A 16,028-nucleotide genomic window follows, 5' to 3' on the forward strand; every position below is an offset into this window, starting at 1 on the left:
CCTACGAGCCGAGGAAACCCGTGAGTGACACCCCATTTGGATTCGGCCTTCCGCCGGAGGAGCCGGAGGACGGCGACAACGGCAAGCAGAAGGGCGGCCAGGGAGGTAGCCAGGGCCCCGCAAACCCCTTCGGGTTCGGCGGCGGGAGCGGTGGCGCGGACAATCCGTTCGCGGCGCTCTTCGGCGGCATGGGCGGCCCCGGCGGCGAGATGAACCCTGGCGACCTGGGAGCCGCCTTCCAGAAGCTCGGACAGATGCTCTCCTTCGAGGGCGGCCCGGTGAACTGGGAGATGGCCAAGGACATCGCGCGGCAGACCGTCGCGCAGGGCGCCGAGGACGGCAGCAAGGACGCGAGCCTGTCGCCGGGTGAGCGCGGCGCGGTCGAGGAGGCCGTACGCCTCGCCGACCTGTGGCTGGACGGTGTGACGTCGCTGCCGTCGGGTTCCACGGGAGTGGTGGCCTGGAGTCGCGCCGAGTGGGTCGAGGAGACCCTGCCGGTGTGGAAGGACCTGGTCAACCCGCTCGCCGAGCGCGTCGGGGCGGCGATGGGCGATGTGCTCCCCGGGGAGATGCAGGCCATGGCCGGCCCGCTGCTGGGGATGATGCGTTCCATGGGCGGCGCGATGTTCGGCACCCAGATCGGGCAGGCGCTGGGCGTGCTGGCCAGTGAGGTCGTCGGTTCGACGGACATCGGGCTGCCGCTGGGGCCGGCCGGCAAGGCCGCGCTGCTGCCGGGTAACATCGCGAGGTTCGGCGAGGGCCTGGGCGTGCCGGAAGAGGAAGTGCGGCTGTATCTGGCCCTGCGCGAGGCCGCCCACCAGCGGCTCTTCGCCCATGTGCCGTGGCTGCGCTCGCATCTGTTCGGTGCCGTCGAGGGCTATGCGCGCGGCATCAAGGTCGACACCACCAAACTGGAGGACGTGGTCGGCCAGATCGATCCGCAGCATCCCGAGGAGCTGCAGAACGCCCTTCAGCAGGGCATGTTCCAGCCCGAGGACACCCCGGAGCAGAAGGCGGCGCTGGCCCGGCTGGAGACCGCGCTGGCCCTCGTCGAGGGCTGGGTGGACGCGGTGGTGCACGCCGCCGCCAAGCCGCATCTGCCGTCGGCGGACAAGCTCCGGGAGACGCTGCGGCGGCGCCGGGCCAGCGGTGGCCCCGCCGAGCAGACGTTCTCGACGCTGATCGGTCTGCAGCTGCGGCCGCGGCGGCTGCGGGACGCCTCGCGGCTGTGGGCGTCGCTGACGGACGCGCGGGGCCTGGAGGGCCGCGACGGCCTGTGGGAGCACCCGGACATGCTGCCGACGGCCGCGGACCTGGACGACCCGGACGGGTTCGTCCACCACGAGCAGCCGGACTTCTCCGAGCTGGACAAGATGCTCGGCGAGGCCGCGAGCGGCGGCAAGCCCGATCTGGGCAAGCCGGACCCGGACACGTCCGCCCGGGAGGACGACGGCCCGGACGAGGCGTCCGGCGAGAGCAAGGGTGACGGCGGCAAGTGAGTCTGCACGAGGACGCGGCGCGGGTGCTCAAGGAGTGGCCCGCGCCGTCGCCCGGACAGGAACAGCTGCGGCTGGCGTATCTGGACCACCTCGCCGCCCATCGGGACGGCATGTGGAAGCCCTGCAAGGACGGGCATCTCACGGCCAGCGCGCTGGTGATCGACCCGGCCGGCGGCCGGGTGCTGCTGACCCTGCACCGCAAGCTGGAGATGTGGCTGCAGATGGGCGGCCACTGCGAGCCGGAGGACGCCTCGCTGGCCGACGCGGCGCTGCGGGAGGCGCGCGAGGAGTCGGGGATCGCCCAGGGGCTGACGCTGCTGCCCGGCGGCCCGGTGCGGCTGGACCGCCACCGGACGCCGTGTGCGGTGCATCTGGACGTCCAGTACGCGGCGTTGGCTCCGGCGGACGCGGTGGCGGCGATCAGCGACGAGTCACTGGATCTGCGGTGGTTCGCCTACGACGAGGTGCCCGGCGTCGCCGATGCCTCGGTGGTGCAGCTGGTCGAGCGCACCCGCGCTCTTCTCTAGGCGGCACCCCTGCCTCACCCGCGCCACGGCGCCCGCCCTTCCCGGGGCGGGCGCCGCAGCGCGTGCGTCAACGGCGCCCCGCAGGCGCTCAGTTGGTGAAGATGTTGCCCTGGTTCATGCCCCGTGCGCCCTGCTGGCCCATACCGAACTGGGCGGCCACACCGGAGCCGACGACGGCGTTCTGCGGCGGCAGCAGCTCGCTGGGCTGGACCAGCGCGTAGCCCTGGCCGAGGAAGCTGAGTTCCCAGCCCTCGCCCGTGTTGCCGCGCCGGCGGAACACCCCGGAGGAGTGCGTCTGCGCCTGCATCTGCACCCGCAGCGAAGCGGACCAGGCGACCACCGCGTCGGCGTCGGCGTTGACGTACTTGTCGGGCGTGACCTGCAGCATCAGCGGCTCGCCCGAGGTCATCAGGACCACCTTGCCCCGCCCGGAGATGTTGAGCTGGTACTTGCCGGTGCCGGAGATGCCGTACTGGCTGTCGACGGAGACGACCTCCCAGTGGAGGCCGGAGTCCAGCGCGAGGACGTAACTGCTGTCGACGGTCAGGCCGTCGTGGTCGACGCCGACGACATGGACGTACTGGGCGAGGTTGGCCAGGTAGACCGTGCCCTGCCCGGAGACGCGCATCAGGTCCAGGCCCTCGCCGGAGTGTGCGCGGGCTCGCTGCTGGCCGGGCGTCGTGTAGTTGCCGTCGAATTCGAGCAGCCCCTGGTAGGCGACCATGGCGCCCTTACGGGCGAGGAGGTCTTCGTGGCCCTGGAGGGCGACGCGCAGCAACTGGCTGTTCTGCAGGACGTAGCGGTCCTGGGTCTGCGCCTCGGTGAAGGCGAAAAGCGGACTCTGCATGGCGTGTTCGGTCCTCCCCCTCAGCCCCGGGCCCGGAGCCGGTCGGTGCTGTCCTCGCTGGGCTGGACGACGACGAACCCCTGGCCGGAGAAGCCCAGTTGGTATGCCTCGCCGCTGCCGCGCCCGATCATCGAGGACGCCTTGAAGCTGCGCTTGCCCTTCATCTTCAGATGGGTCGACCAGGCGACCAGGGCGTCCGGGTCCACATAGGTCTCGTCCTCGCCGCGGCCGCAGTCGACGACGATGGGCGTGCCCCGGGAGGTCAGGGCGACCCAGCCGGTGCCGGAGATCCCGACGTTGAAGAGGCCCTGGCCGGCGAACTTCGCCATGCCCTTGACGCGCTGCACGCCCCACTGGAGCTGCGCGTCGAAGGCGAGGAGGTTGGTGCCGTTGACGGAGAGCGAGTCGCCGTCGAGGTTGATGCAGACCACGTCGGCGCCGTAGTCGGCGAGGTAGAGCAGACCGTCTCCGGAGCACTTCATCAGGGGTGCGCCCTCGCCGGTGAGCCACTGGGAGGCCATCTGGCGGACGGCGGGCGGGTTCGGCTCGTACTGGACGAAGCCTTCGTAGGCGACCATCGAGCCGGTGCGCGCGAAGACGTCCTGGCCGCTCTGCATGGCGATCTTCACCATGGCGCTGCCGTGGTTCTCCATACGGGCGACGGGCGGGGTCGGGGTGTAGCCCGACAGCTGCTGCTGGTTCATGACGTGCGGGCTCCCTCAGACCTCGTAGGGCTGGACGACGATGAAATTGCCGGGTGCGCCGCGGAACTGGAGGTTCACGGTCTCGCCGGAGTGACCGGGAAAGGCCTGCCGGCGCAGGCTCACCTGGCTGGAGACGATCACCTGCGAGCCCGCGGACCAGGCCACGATGGCGTTGGCGTCGGCGAAGGTGGTCGGGGTGACCGGCAGGACGACCGGGGTGCCCTGGGTCTTGACGACGAGGGTGCCGGTCCCCTGGAACTGCATGGTGAACAGGGCGCCACCGGGGATGCCGTGGCCCTCGATCCTGCGGACCTCGTGCTGCAGCGACTCGTCGAAGGCGAGGACGCTGTCGGCGGAGACGCAGATGGCGTCGCCCTGCAGCTCGATGGGGTGGACGTGGGCGCTGTTCTCGGCGAAGAAGACCTGGCCCTGGCCGGTGCAGCGCATCAGCTGCATCTCCTGGCCGGTGGCGTTGCCGACGATCCGGCCGCGGAACCCGGCGCCCTTGTAGCCGAAGTCGACCTTGCCCTGGTAGAGCACCATGCTGCCCTGGCGGGCGAGCACCGGCTGGCCGTCGATGCCGAGGTCGACGCGGATCAGCTTGCTGTTCTGCGGGGTCCAGCGCTGACCGGTGGGGGCTTCCTTGTACTTGTCCAGCACGACGCCGAGGCCGGGGCCGCCGCCCTGGGGAACCGCCGGGGTCTGGCCGCCGCCGTACGGGGCGCCCGGGAGCTGCTGTCCCGGCTGCTCATAGGGGGCGGGCCCGCCCTGCGGGGGGCCGTATCCGCCGGGCGGCGGGGCGGGCTGGCCGTAGGGCGGTGCCTGCGGGGCCTGCTGGCCGGGGACGCCGCCGGGCACGGTCTGCTGCCGGCCGTACGGGTCCTGACCGGGCGCCGGCTGACCGTACGGGGCCGGCGGCTGCGGGCCGGGCGGGCCGGGCGGAGCCAGCGGCGCGGCGAGGGTGGGCGCGATGTGCACCTGCGGCTCGGTGGGCTGCGGCGCGGCCGGGGGCGCTTGCGGCGCGTCCTGGGGCGGGCCGAAGTCGGGCGCGGGCTGCGGCGGTGCGGGGGCGGCGGGCACCCCGAAGGACGGCGCGGGGGCCGCGGCACCGGAGGGCGGCGCGAAGCCGGGCGCGCCCTGTGCCGTGGTGGGCGGCGCCGGTGCCTCGGCCTCTTCGGCGACCTCGCCGCCGAAGTTCTTCAGCAGCGCCTCCAGTCCGCCGTCGAAGCCCTGGCCGACGGCGGCGAACCGCCAGACGTCCTTGAGGTAGAAGTCTCCGAGCATGACGGCGCGTTCGGTGCTGAACTCACTGCCGGTGAAGGAGTAGCGGGCGACCTCTTCGCCGCCGGCCACGATCCGGAGGTAGCCCGGGCCGATCTGCGAGACCTGGCCCGCACCGTCGAGCGCGGCGGTGAAGGAGAGCTTTTGGATGTGCGGCGGGATCTTGTCGAGGGTGACCCGGAAGGACTCGCTGTCGCCGGCCTGCGCCCCGAGCAGCTGGATCGACTCCTCGGGCGACTTGGGCTGGTTGAAGAAGACGAAGTACCGGTCGTCGGACAGCCGCTCGTCGGCGTCCAGTCCGAAGCAGCTGATGTCGAAGGTCAGTCCGGGCCCGGCGATCTGCACGCCGACGTACAGATCCGTTCCCGCCGTCAGATCACCGATCCTGGCCTTGTGGCCCCGCTGGAATTCCCTGGCCATACGTAACGTCCGTCCCCCGCTCCCGCTGTGAGTTCCTTCTGCGCGGCCAGGCTAACCGCTGGCGCCGACAGCGGGCGATGCCGGGGCGCGGCGGATGTCGTCCGGCGCCGCGTCAGTCGTCGCGGACGGCGGGCGGATGGGGCAGCCGGTCGGCCGCGACCACCCCTTCGAGGTAGCCGCGGGCCCGCTCCGTACGGGGATAGGCCTCCAGCAGCCGCCAGAACCGGGGGCCGTGGCCGGGGACGAGCAGATGGGCGAGTTCGTGCAGCAGGACGTAGTCGACGACGTACTCCGGCATGCCCTGGAGGCGGTGCGAGAGGCGGATGCTGCCCTCCGCGGGGGTGCACGAGCCCCAGCGGGTGTTCTGGTTGGTCACCCAGCGCACCGATACGGGGCTGGCGCGGCCGTCCAGATACTGGCCGGACAGCCGCTCGGCACGCCGGGCCAGCTCGCCGTCGCCCAGCATCCGCTTGCTCTCCTGGGCGGCGAGCTTGTCGAGCATGACGGTGACCCAACGCCGCTCCTCGGCCTCGGACATACGCGCCGGGATGAGGACCACCGTGCGGTTGCCCTCACGGTAGGCCGAGACCGTTCTGCGCCGCCGTGAGCTGCGGCGCACCTCGACGGCGCTGGTGCCCGACCCGCGGGCCTGGGGGCTCACAGGAGCCCCGCGCGATGTGTCGGCGGCGCGGCGCAGAGGTGTTTCCCCTGGGCCGTGGGAAGGGTCGGCGGGCACGCGCCCGACGTTACCCGCTGGCAGTGCGGGAAGTCCCGCCCCGCGGACGGTTCGCCCGCCGAACCACTCCATGGCGTGCGCCGCTTGTACGACCGGGACCCCCTGCCTGTGGATAACTTCCGCGGGAATCGGCGGCACGGCGCATGCTGGGAGCCGGACGACGAAGGACGGGGGCGGATATGCGGCATCCGATGCTCAAGCCCGCGCTGCGGCGCGGCTGGCGGGACAGGGAGACGGTGCGGTTCGGTGTGGCGCCGGCGCATGCGCTGGTGGTCGGCCCGGTCGATACCGCGACCGGAAGCTTCCTCTCGCTGATCGACGGCACCCGCAGCCTGCAGCAACTGATCGAGGAGGCCGCGTTACTGGACCTCCCGCCCGAACACGTACGGGGTGTGGTGGACCGGCTCGGCGCGGCCGGGCTGCTGGAGGCCCCCACCGCCGGCGGGCCGCCGGCCGAGGCCGTACGGGCGGACCAGGCCGCCTTCGAACAGCTGCGGCCCGACCTGGCGTCCCTCTCGGTGCGGCATCCGGAGCCCGCGGGAGCGCTGAGCCGGATGGGAGCGCGTCGCGCGGTCCGGGCGCGGGTCAAGGGGGCGGGTCGGGTCGGCGCCGCGATCGCGGCGCTGCTCTCGGCCTCGGGGACCGGCCGGGTGGAGGTGGTCGACGGCGGCACGGTCCAGCCGTGGGACGTGCTGCCCGGCGGGCTGGCGGCCGAGCAGACCGGTGAGCGGCGCGGCGTCGCGGCACGACGGCTGGTCACCCGCTGCTCCCCCTGGGCCCGAACCCCTCGGCCGAGGGTCCCGGTCAGCGAATCCGGCGAACCCGGGCTGTCCCTGGTGGTGCTCGCCCCGCGCGACGGGCTCGGCGCGTACGCCCCCGATCCCGTGCTCTCCGAGCCGCTGCTCACGGCCGGCATCCCGCATCTTTACGCCGGGGTGATCGAGGGCACGGGTGTGGTGGGTCCCTTGGTACTGCCCGGAGGTTCGGCCTGTGCCCGCTGCGATGAACTACGCCGTACGGACGCGGAGCCGGCCTGGCCGCGGCTGCTGGCGCAGTGGCGGTCGGGGCGCGGTTCCCCCGCGGTGCCGGCCTGTGATGCCGCACTGGCGACCGCGGTCGCGGGGGTCGCCGCCGTCCAGGCGCTGACCTTCCTCGACGGTGAACTGCCGCCGTGCACAGGGGCGCGGATGGAGCTCGCCGCACCGTGTGCCACCGTGCGGACGGTGCGGATCGAGCCGCATCCGGAGTGCGGCTGCGGCGCTGCCGGTCCGCCCGGTGCGGCGGGCGCCTCGGATCCTCGGCCGTGACACGCCACAATGACGGAGTAACCCCGGTTGGGGGACAGTGTGAGTTGGAGGGGCACATGTCTGATCTTCCCCGCAAGGCGGTCACCCGCACCGCCAAGCTGGCCGCGCTGCCACTGGGGTTCGCCGGCCGTGCCACCTGGGGCCTCGGCAAGCGGATCGGCGGCAGATCCGCCGAAATCGTCGGCCGGGAGCTGCAACAGCGCACCGCGGAACAGCTCTTCAAGGTGCTCGGTGAGCTGAAGGGCGGGGCGATGAAGTTCGGACAGGCGCTGTCCGTCTTCGAGTCGGCGCTGCCCGAGGAGATCGCCGGACCCTACCGCGCCGCCCTGACGAAGCTTCAGGAGGCGGCACCGCCGATGCCGACCAGCACGGTGCACTCCGTACTGGCGGAGCGGCTGGGCGAGGACTGGCGGGAGCTGTTCGAGGAGTTCGAGGACAAGCCGGCCGCGGCGGCCTCGATCGGGCAGGTCCACCGTGCGGTGTGGCACGACGGCCGCGAGGTGGCCGTCAAGGTGCAGTATCCGGGTGCCGGCCAGGCGCTGCTGTCGGACCTGGCACAGCTGAGCCGGTTCGCCCGGCTGCTGGGTCCGCTGATCCCGGGCATGGACATCAAACCGCTGATCACCGAGCTGCGCGACCGGGTGTCGGAGGAGCTGGACTACTCCCTGGAGGCAGCGGCCCAGCGGGCGCATGCCGAGGAGTTCGCCGACGACCCGGACGTGGTGGTGCCGGCCGTGGTGCACCAGTGCGACGAGGTGCTGGTGACGGAGTGGATGGACGGGGTGCCGCTGTCGGAGGTGATCGCGGACGGCACCGACGAGCAGCGGGACCGGGCCGGTCAGCTGCTGGCCCGCTTCCTCTTCTCCGGCCCCGCCCGTACGGGCCTGCTGCACGCCGACCCGCACCCGGGCAACTTCCGGCTGCTGGCCGGGGACTTCCCGGACGGCCCGGTCGAGGAGTGGCGGCTGGGGGTGCTGGACTTCGGCACCGTCGACCGGCTGCCCGAGGGGCTGCCGCCGACGATCGGGACCTCGCTGCGGATGACGCTGGAGGGCGAGGCGGACGCCGTCTACCAGCTGCTGTGCGAGGAGGGCTTCGTCAAGGAGTCCATCGAGCTGGATCCGGACGCGGTGCTGGACTATCTCCTGCCGATCATCGAGCCCGCCCTGGTGGACGACTTCACCTTCACCCGGGGCTGGATGCGCCATCAGGCCACCCGGATCGGCGATCCGCGCTCCCCCGCCCACCAGTTGGGCAAGCAGCTCAATCTGCCGCCCTCATACCTTCTGATCCACCGGGTGACCTTGAGCACGATCGGGGTGCTGTGCCAGCTGGGGGCGACGGTACGACTGCGCGACGAGCTGGAGGCATGGCTGCCCGGCTTCGTCCCCGAGGAGGAGCCGGCCGGTCCGGACGTCGCCGGTGCCGGCACCTTCGGGGACGACGAGATCGGTGCGGACCCCGGGAAGGAGAAGGAGTCCGTCGAGGAGACCACGGTCTGAGCCGGGCCCGCCGCACCGCACAGGCCCCCGCACAGGCCCCCAGGCCGTCCCGTCCGCTCCGGCCGGCGGAGCGGACGGGACCAGGCGGCCCGGGTCAGCCGGTCCCGGCGGCGGCCGGCCTCACCACCAGCTGGAATCCAGGCGCCCTTCGATGGCCCGGATGTTCTCCCGCGCACAGGTGTCGCAGAAGTAGCGGCGCTCGCCGTTCTCGACGGAGCAGGTCCAGTTCGGCCCGGCGCCCTCGGCGACCGCGCCACAGCCGGCGCACACCGTGTTCCCGTCGGCCAACTCCGCGCGTTCATGCGTCTTCTGGTCCACCAGCCGACGATATCCCCGCCGGACCCGCGAAACGGGATACAACGCACCGCGGGGCCCGCCCTGTCGGGCGGACCCCATCGGTGGCGGCATCAGCGCCTTACTGCATCACGGCCATGGCCAGCGCCCGGCGGGCACGGAGCGACGCGCGCTCGGCGCGCCGCTGCATACGCCGCGCGGCCGCGAGCCGATGCGCCCTGCGTTCCGATTCGGCCTCCTGGAGGCGTTGGTGCATATGCGCACGCGCCAGGGCTTCTGGGATGAGTTGCATCGCGAGGTTCCTGTTCGGACGCGACTCGGTCGCGTCGGTGTTCACAAGGACGGGGGTGTCGGTGAGGGAGGGATTCATCGTGAGGTCCTGCTTCTGGGGGTCCCGGGTGAGGGGACGGTCGATCGTTCCTGTGCCGATGGTGTTCATGCCGTGACCGGGTTCTTGCGCGGACGGCCACGCGGACGCTTCCGCGGCACGACGACGCCCTGGACGAAGAGCTCGCCGCCCCAGACGCCCCACGGCTCGCGGCGGTCCTTGGCCCCGGCGAGGCAGGCCTCACGGACCGGACAGGTCTGACACAGCGTCTTGGCGTACTCGACGTCGGCCGGGGACTCGGCGAAGAAGACCTCGGGGTCGTAGGTGCGGCACGGAACGGCGGCGCCGAGGCGGTCGATCTCGTCGTCGAGCTCGGTGAGCGGAAGCAAGGAGTTCTCCTGAGGGTCGGGCGGAGGGATCAGGTCGGTGGCTACGGACGGGGTGTGCGCCTGCAGTTGCACGGTGGTGTGTTCCTCGTCTGTTCGGCCCGGCTGGTGGCGGGCGCGCTTGTGGCGGTCCCCCCTAGCCGGAGGCTTGGGGAAAACAAAAGGGCCGCGGATCCCGGTGTGGGTTCCGCGGCCCTGGAAGGTGCCGACCTGATCGTGCCGATCAGGCTGGATCTCTCCAGGGTTCGTGGCCGCGGTAGGCCCACGTTTCATGCTGCGTCTGGTACTGCTTCCGGGATCCGGCACCATTGGCCGCCGCGAAGACAAAGGCATTCGCCGATGCCGCCGCTGCTACCGCAGATGCCTCGGTCGGTCGCTCGCCACGCTCGCTGCGCGTCAGCACGGCGAGCGACTCGGGGCGCGCGACCCCGATACCGGACAGGCGGCCGAAGCCGGACATACCGGTACCAAGGAGCGAGGAGCCGAGCGGGCAGGTGGCGATGACCGAGAGATCGGTCATTTTGTTGGTCTCGATGATGCTGATCACTGGGCTCGCCTCCTCTCGGCGTCTCGGTGGACCGGGAATCCCGTTCCAGGGTGTTCAAGTACAGCACGGATCCATCGGATCTCGGAAAGAAACCGTTGTCTCCGTTGCTTGTGAAGGCTATGGGGATGCGCTCCGCGCGCGCAAACTATTTTTCCGACGAGTTTTCCGCGGCGTCCCGGGGTCCGTCCCCCGAGCCCCCCACGAGCTCCTCGCCGGCACAGATAGCCAGCACGTCGCTGCCGTAGCGGTCGAACTTCCGCCGCCCCACTCCCGAGATGACCGCAAGCTCCGCTTCGGTTCCCGGCACGGCCTCCGCGATCGCCATCAGGGTCTTGTCGGTGAAGACGCAGTAGGCGGGCTGCCGGGAACGCGCCGCCTGCTCGGCCCGCCACGCGCACAGCCGCTCGTACAGCGCCTCGTCGAGCTCCGAGGGGCAGTCCTCACACCGCATCAGCTTCATCTCGCCCGCATCGGTGAGGGTTTTGTTGCAGACCCGGCAGCGGGCCGGGCTGCGGTGCCGGGGGCGCCGCGCCACCGCCGCCGCCCCGTCACCGCGCTCGACGCCCCCGGAGACCGCGCCCGGTGTCCGGCGTCCGGCCGCCGCCCCGGACCCGGGTCGCAGGCCGCTGAGGAAGCGGCTGGCGCGGCGGGAGGCCCGCCCGCCGGGAGAGCGCGCCAGCGACCAGGACAGGCCCAGATGCAGCCGGGCGCGGGTGACGCCGACATAGAGCAGGCGGCGCTCCTCCTCGATCTGCTCGTCGGTCTTGGCGTAGGTGATCGGCAGCATGCCCTCGGTGAGGCCGACCAGGAAGACGGCGTCCCACTCCAGGCCCTTGGCGGCGTGCAGGGACGCCAGGGTCACCCCTTCGACCGTCGGGGCGTGCTGGACGTTGGCCCGCTCGTCCAGCTCGGCGACGAGGTCCGCGAGGGTGGCCGCGGGCCGGGCCCTGGCGAAGTCCTCGGCCAGCCGGACCAGGGCCGCCAGGGACTCCCAGCGGTCCCGCACCGCCCCGGAGCCGGCCGGCGGCCTGCTCGTCCAGCCCATGTCGCTGAGCACCGCCCGCACCTCGGACGGCAGGTCCAGGGCGTCATCGAGCAGCGCGTCGTTGGCACCGAAGCGGGCGGCGCCGCGCAGCTTGACGCCGGCCTCACGCACCTCGGGCCGCTCGAAGAACCGCTCGGCGCCCCGCAGCTGATACGGCACCCCCGCGTCGGCCAGCGCCTGCTCGTAGACCTCGGACTGGGCGTTGATACGGAAGAGCACGGCGATCTCCCCGGCAGGCACACCGGAGGCGATCAGGTCACGGATCCGGCGGGCGGTGCCCTCGGCCTCGGCGGGCTCGTCGGCGTACTCCGTGTACCCGGGCTCGGGGCCGGCCTCGCGCTGCGAGACCAGCTCCAGTCGCTGCTCGGCGGCGCGCCCCCTGGCCTGGGAGAGCAGACCGTTGGCGAGGTGCACGACCTGGGGGCTGGAGCGGTAGTCGCGGACGAGCCTGACGACCGTCGCGTTCGGATGGCGGGTGCGGAAGTTGAGGAGGTGGTCCGGGGTGGCGCCGGTGAAGCTGTAGATCGTCTGGCCGGCGTCGCCGACCACGCAGAGGGTGTCGCGGTCCCCCAGCCACAGCTCCAGCAGCCGCTGCTGGAGCGGGCTGACGTCCTGGTACTCGTCGACGACGAAGTGCTGGTACTGGGCCCGGACCTGCTCGGCGATGTCGTGCCGGTCCTGCAGCACACCGACCGTGAGCAGCAGCACATCCTCGAAGTCGATGCTGCCGCGGTCGCGCTTGAGCTGTTCGTAGGTGCGGTAGATCTGCCCGACCTCGGCCGGGTCCCGAGGGGCCTCGCGGCCGGCCTTGGCGACGGCGGCGGGGTAGTCGGCCGGCACGGTCTGAGTGACCTTGGACCATTCGATCTCGGCCGTGACATCGCGCAGCTCATTGCGGTCCAGCCGGATGCCGCAGCGGGCGGCGGCCTCGGCGACGAGCTGGATCTTGCGCTCCAGCAGCCGCGGGACCTCACCGCCGACGGCCTTGGGCCAGAAGAACTGGAGCTGCCTTAGGGCGGCGGAGTGGAACGTCCTGGCCTGGACCCCGCCCGCGCCGAGCTGCCGCAGCCGGCCGCGCATCTCGCCGGCCGCGCGGGCCGTGAACGTGACCGCGAGCACACTCGCGGGCTGCAGGATCCCGGCCCGCACCCCGTAGGCGATCCGGTGGGTGATCGCGCGGGTCTTGCCCGTGCCGGCACCGGCCAGCACGCAGACGGGACCGTGCAGAGCCGTGGCGACCTCGCGCTGCTCGGGGTCGAGCCCGTCGAGCACCCCGTCGGCCGAGTCAGGCACCTGCGGGAAGAGAGAGGAGTCCGTTGCTGCTGTCACCCCGCCATGCTGCCAGGTCCGCGCGGCCGCCCGGAAAGCCCGTCCACAGCCACCGCACCCCGGTCGTACGCATCACGGCCCCTGTGGACAACGGCCGGCACGCGGCCGCGGAGGGTGCTTTGCTTTTCTCAGCGGCGAGCGGTGAGCGGTGAGCGGTGAGCGGTGAGCGGTGAGCGGGGCGAACGGAGAGCAGCGGGTGGACGGTAGCGCGGAGGGGCGGTGGGGCTGAGGCGGGGCCGGTGGGGGCGGTCTCGCGGGGAAGTGGGGAGGGGTGGGGGTGGGGGTGGGGGTGGGGAATGCCCCGGGCACGTCGTACGTTGTGGTGCTTGGCCGCGCCGAGTGCCGAGTACGGTGTCGGGCGGTTTCGGATCAAGACGTAACGAAGGAGCGCAGGACGCATGGCGGGCACTGTGACGATGTACAGCACGACCTGGTGCGGCTACTGCCGTCGGCTGAAGGGGCAGATGGACCGCGAGGGCATCGCGTACACCGAGATCAACATCGAGCACGACCCGGAGTCCGCGGCGTTCGTCGAGAAGGCGAACGGCGGCAACCAGACGGTGCCGACCGTGCGGTTCCCCGATGGCTCGACGCTGACCAACCCGTCCCTGGCGCAGGTCAAGGAGAAGGTCGGGGCCTGACACAGCCTGATGACCGGATGGCTGACGGCCGGATCGCTTGACGGCCGGATGGCCTGATGGCTGCGCTCCGTGTGCACGCGGCAGGCCGTCGTCCGGTCCCTCACAGGGGATGCGGACGACGGCCTGCCGACTGCTGCGTACCGTCTGCCTGCTGCCTGCCGCCCGACGGCGTCAGGAGTGCGGCCGCCGTGCGGCCGCTCCCCCGCTCACCGTCCGGCGTTCACGGCTTGGGCAGCGGCTTGCCGTACCAGAGCTCGATGAGGCGGGCGGCGATGGAGATGCCGTAGGGCGGGAGGACCTCGCCGGAGTCGAAGGCGGCGCGCAGGTCCTCGCGGGAGAACCAGCGGGCCTCTTCGATCTCCTCGCCGTCGACCTGGATCTCCGAGGACGTGGCGCGCGCCATGAAGCCCAGCATCAGGCTGGAGGGGAAGGGCCAGGGCTGGCTGGCGATGTACTCGACATCGCCGACGACGACGCCCGCCTCCTCGAAGACCTCGCGCGCCACCGACTGCTCGATGGACTCACCCGGCTCGACGAAGCCGGCGAGCGTGGAGAAGCGGCCCTCGGGCCAGTGGACCTGCCGGCCCAGGAGGGCGCGGTCCTCCTCGTCGGTGACGAGCATGATCACTGCCGGGTCGGTGCGCGGGTAGTGCTCGGCGCCGCAGGCCGGGCAGCGGCGGATGTGGCCCGCCGCGGCGATGACGGTGCGCTCGCCGCAGCGTGAGCAGAAGCGGTGCAGGCGCTGCCAGTTCTCGAGGGCGACGGCGTGCACCAGGAGGCCCGCGTCGCGGGGCGACAGCAGCAGACCGGCCTCGCGCAGGCCCGCCGGGCGCGCGGACTGGTCCATGCGGCCGGGCAGCGAGTCCTTCTGGAGGGCGAAGTAGCTGACGCCCTCGTCGTCGGTGCCGAGGTAGTAGCGGTGGGCCTCGGTCAGGGGCGCCTCGAAGGACGGCGTCATGATCAGCTCGGTGCGGCCGTCAGGGGTGTCGTCGATCAGCGCCTGTCCGCCGGACACCACGAAGACGCGCGTCGTCGGGTGGCTCCAGGCCGCCGCCAGCCATGCCTCGTCGAGCCGGTGATGGGCGGAGCGGTCAATTCCGCTCGGCGCGCCAAATGTGAGCGGCCGGCCGGCGGTGTGGTCGGTCCAGGTGGTCACTGCTGTTTCCAACTCCCCCTGTGGCGTGGGTGATTGCTGCGTACGGGCGCGGAGCGGTCCGGGGGTGCGCGGTCAGGCCGGGCGCCAGGTCTCCGCGAGGTCGCCCCACAGAAGGGCGGCGGTCTCGACGCCCTTCATCAGCAGGTCGAGCTCGACCTTTTCGTTCGGTGCGTGCCAGCCGTCGGACGGCACGGAGATGCCGAGGAAGAGGACCGGGACGCCGAGGACGTCCTGGAGGTCGGCCGCCGGTCCGGAGCCGCCCTCACGGGTGAAGAGGATCTTGTCCTCGAAGGCCCGGCCCATGGCGCGGACGAGGGACTGGAGCGCGGGGTGGTCGAGCGGGGTGAGGCAGGGGCGGGTGGCGCCCCAGAAGGTGATCTCGTGGCGGATGCCGGCCGGGAGCCGGGCGGCGACCCAGTCGCGTACGGACTGCTGCACGGCGTCCGCGCTCTGGCCCGCGACCAGCCGGAAGGACAGCTTGAGCTGTGCGGTGGACGGCACGATGGTCTTGCCGCCGGGGCCCTGGTAGCCGCCGCCGATGCCGTTGACCTCGGCGGTGGGGCGGGCCCAGATGCGTTCCAGGGTGGTGCTGCCGGCCTCGCCGAGGGGGGCGTGGGAGTGCGCGGTGCGCAGCCACTCCTCCTCGTCGAAGGGCAGCTCGGCGAAGAGTTCCCGCTCGCGGTCGGTGAGCTCGATCACGCCGTCGTAGAAGCCGGGGACGGCGACCCGGCGGTCGGCGTCGTGCAGCGCGGCGGCCAGCCGGGCGGCCTCGGTGGCGGGGTTGGGGACGGCGCCGCCGAACGAGCCGGAGTGGAGGTCCTGGTCGGGGCCGTAGAGGTCGATCTGGCAGTCCGTCAGGCCGCGCATGCCGGTGCACACCGTGGGGGTGTCCCTGGACCACATGCCGGTGTCGGAGACGATCACCGTGTCGCAGGCGAGGCGGTCGGCGTGCTTCTCGATCAGGGCCGGGAAGTTCGGTGAGCCGGACTCCTCCTCGCCCTCGATGAGCAGCTTGAGGTTGACGGCGGGGGCGGTGCGGCCGGTGGCGGCGAGGTGCGCGCGTACGCCCAGGGTGTGGAAGAACACCTGGCCCTTGTCGTCGGCGGCGCCGCGGGCGTAGAGCTTGCCGTCGATGGTCTGGGGTGCGAAGGGGTCGGTGTGCCAGCCGTCCTCGCGGGCGGCGGGCTGTACGTCGTGGTGGCCGTAGACGAGCACGGTCGGCGCGGACGGGTCCCCCGAGGGCCACTCGGCGAAGACCGCGGGCAGGCCGTCGGTCTCCCAGATCTCGGTGGTGGGAAAGCCGGTGTCGGAGAGCTTCGCGGCGAGCCACTCGGCGCTGCGGCGTACCTCGCCGGCGCGCTCGGGGTCGGCGGACACGGAGGGGATGCGCAGCCAGTCGGCGAGGTCCGCGAGGAACGCTTCGCGGTGCAGGGTGATGTACGCGCGGACGGCGCTGTCCGGGGTTGTGCTCATACGCCC

The 16,028-nt window shown here is 72.2% G+C and carries 16 protein-coding genes; 5 read left to right on the forward strand and 11 right to left on the reverse strand.

What is annotated here, in order from left to right:
* Window positions 1-20 precede the first annotated feature (20 nt).
* Both D9V36_RS15430 and D9V36_RS15435 read left to right on the forward strand, forming a co-directional pair.
* Window positions 21-1,499 (forward strand): zinc-dependent metalloprotease, encoded by a 1,479-nt coding sequence (locus D9V36_RS15430; protein WP_129294277.1) that lies wholly within the window; start codon window positions 21-23, stop codon window positions 1,497-1,499.
* Window positions 1,496-2,026 (forward strand): NUDIX hydrolase, encoded by a 531-nt coding sequence (locus tag D9V36_RS15435; RefSeq protein ID WP_129294278.1) that lies wholly within the window; start codon window positions 1,496-1,498, stop codon window positions 2,024-2,026. The genes D9V36_RS15430 and D9V36_RS15435 overlap by 4 nt, the downstream gene beginning before the upstream one ends.
* Window positions 2,027-2,114: 88 nt before the next feature.
* Here the strand turns inward: D9V36_RS15435 and D9V36_RS15440 are convergent, their stop codons facing one another.
* The 4 genes from D9V36_RS15440 to D9V36_RS15455 all read right to left on the reverse strand — a co-directional run bounded on the left by D9V36_RS15440 (window position 2,115) and on the right by D9V36_RS15455 (window position 6,014).
* On the reverse strand, window positions 2,115-2,873 hold the full coding sequence (locus D9V36_RS15440; RefSeq protein ID WP_129294279.1) for an AIM24 family protein: 759 nt from the start codon (window positions 2,871-2,873) through the stop codon (window positions 2,115-2,117).
* 20 nt (window positions 2,874-2,893) lie between these two features.
* The gene (locus tag D9V36_RS15445) at window positions 2,894-3,577 is read right to left on the reverse strand and encodes an AIM24 family protein (RefSeq protein WP_129294280.1); all 684 of its coding nucleotides are present in this window, start codon (window positions 3,575-3,577) and stop codon (window positions 2,894-2,896) included.
* 15 nt (window positions 3,578-3,592) lie between these two features.
* Window positions 3,593-5,278: a TerD family protein gene (locus tag D9V36_RS15450; RefSeq protein ID WP_129294281.1), complete on the reverse strand. Its 1,686-nt coding sequence runs from the start codon at window positions 5,276-5,278 to the stop codon at window positions 3,593-3,595.
* A 112-nt stretch (window positions 5,279-5,390) separates the two neighbouring features.
* Window positions 5,391-6,014, reverse strand: coding sequence for a M48 metallopeptidase family protein (locus D9V36_RS15455; RefSeq protein ID WP_129294282.1), 624 nt, complete (start codon window positions 6,012-6,014; stop codon window positions 5,391-5,393).
* Window positions 6,015-6,193: 179 nt separating this feature from the next.
* Here D9V36_RS15455 and D9V36_RS15460 point away from each other — a divergent pair, with 179 nt between their 5' ends.
* Window positions 6,194-7,321 (forward strand): ThiF family adenylyltransferase, encoded by a 1,128-nt coding sequence (locus tag D9V36_RS15460; protein ID WP_241720881.1) that lies wholly within the window; start codon window positions 6,194-6,196, stop codon window positions 7,319-7,321.
* A 56-nt stretch (window positions 7,322-7,377) separates the two neighbouring features.
* Window positions 7,378-8,823: an ABC1 kinase family protein gene (locus D9V36_RS15465; protein WP_129294283.1), complete on the forward strand. Its 1,446-nt coding sequence runs from the start codon at window positions 7,378-7,380 to the stop codon at window positions 8,821-8,823.
* Between the two features lie 120 nt (window positions 8,824-8,943).
* On the opposite strand, the gene D9V36_RS15470 is transcribed toward D9V36_RS15465, so the two are convergent.
* From D9V36_RS15470 to D9V36_RS15490, 5 genes are all read right to left on the reverse strand, one after another.
* A complete protein-coding gene (locus tag D9V36_RS15470) occupies window positions 8,944-9,141 on the reverse strand; it encodes a hypothetical protein (protein ID WP_129294284.1) in 198 nt (65 codons plus the stop codon).
* A 97-nt stretch (window positions 9,142-9,238) separates the two neighbouring features.
* On the reverse strand, window positions 9,239-9,556 hold the full coding sequence (locus tag D9V36_RS15475) for a hypothetical protein (protein ID WP_129294285.1): 318 nt from the start codon (window positions 9,554-9,556) through the stop codon (window positions 9,239-9,241).
* A complete protein-coding gene (locus tag D9V36_RS15480; RefSeq protein WP_129294286.1) occupies window positions 9,553-9,906 on the reverse strand; it encodes a WhiB family transcriptional regulator in 354 nt (117 codons plus the stop codon). The genes D9V36_RS15475 and D9V36_RS15480 overlap by 4 nt, the downstream gene beginning before the upstream one ends.
* 148 nt (window positions 9,907-10,054) lie before the next feature.
* On the reverse strand, window positions 10,055-10,378 hold the full coding sequence (locus D9V36_RS15485) for a hypothetical protein (protein ID WP_129294287.1): 324 nt from the start codon (window positions 10,376-10,378) through the stop codon (window positions 10,055-10,057).
* 145 nt (window positions 10,379-10,523) lie between these two features.
* Window positions 10,524-12,752 (reverse strand): ATP-dependent DNA helicase UvrD2, encoded by a 2,229-nt coding sequence (locus D9V36_RS15490; RefSeq protein ID WP_129294288.1) that lies wholly within the window; start codon window positions 12,750-12,752, stop codon window positions 10,524-10,526.
* A gap of 398 nt (window positions 12,753-13,150) precedes the next feature.
* Between D9V36_RS15490 and D9V36_RS15495 the strand changes: the two genes are divergently transcribed.
* A complete protein-coding gene (locus tag D9V36_RS15495) occupies window positions 13,151-13,393 on the forward strand; it encodes a mycoredoxin (protein WP_088799819.1) in 243 nt (80 codons plus the stop codon).
* A gap of 220 nt (window positions 13,394-13,613) precedes the next feature.
* Here D9V36_RS15495 and nudC read toward each other — a convergent pair whose 3' ends face one another.
* Together nudC and D9V36_RS15505 are read right to left on the reverse strand one after the other, a co-directional pair.
* Window positions 13,614-14,549 carry an NAD(+) diphosphatase gene (nudC, locus tag D9V36_RS15500; RefSeq protein ID WP_164992953.1) on the reverse strand — a complete coding sequence of 312 codons (936 nt, stop codon included), beginning with the start codon at window positions 14,547-14,549 and terminating at the stop codon, window positions 13,614-13,616.
* A 72-nt stretch (window positions 14,550-14,621) separates the two neighbouring features.
* Complete coding sequence (locus tag D9V36_RS15505) at window positions 14,622-16,022, reverse strand: dipeptidase (protein ID WP_129294289.1); 1,401 nt, start codon at window positions 16,020-16,022, stop codon at window positions 14,622-14,624.
* Window positions 16,023-16,028 lie beyond the last annotated feature (6 nt).

It is taken from the genome of Streptomyces lydicus, from assembly GCF_004125265.1.
GTDB classification, from domain to species: domain Bacteria; phylum Actinomycetota; class Actinomycetes; order Streptomycetales; family Streptomycetaceae; genus Streptomyces; species Streptomyces lydicus_C.

Coding starts and splice junctions, on each gene's coding strand:
- D9V36_RS15440 (WP_129294279.1), bottom strand. CDS start 2,873: ATGCAGAGTCCGCTTTTCGCCTTCACCGAGGCGCAGACCCAGGACCGC.
- D9V36_RS15460 (WP_241720881.1), top strand. CDS start 6,194: ATGCGGCATCCGATGCTCAAGCCCGCGCTGCGGCGCGGCTGGCGGGAC.
- D9V36_RS15475 (WP_129294285.1), bottom strand. CDS start 9,556: ATGAACACCATCGGCACAGGAACGATCGACCGTCCCCTCACCCGGGAC.
- D9V36_RS15505 (WP_129294289.1), bottom strand. CDS start 16,022: ATGAGCACAACCCCGGACAGCGCCGTCCGCGCGTACATCACCCTGCAC.
- D9V36_RS15450 (WP_129294281.1), bottom strand. CDS start 5,278: ATGGCCAGGGAATTCCAGCGGGGCCACAAGGCCAGGATCGGTGATCTG.
- D9V36_RS15465 (WP_129294283.1), top strand. CDS start 7,378: ATGTCTGATCTTCCCCGCAAGGCGGTCACCCGCACCGCCAAGCTGGCC.
- D9V36_RS15495 (WP_088799819.1), top strand. CDS start 13,151: ATGGCGGGCACTGTGACGATGTACAGCACGACCTGGTGCGGCTACTGC.
- D9V36_RS15445 (WP_129294280.1), bottom strand. CDS start 3,577: ATGAACCAGCAGCAGCTGTCGGGCTACACCCCGACCCCGCCCGTCGCC.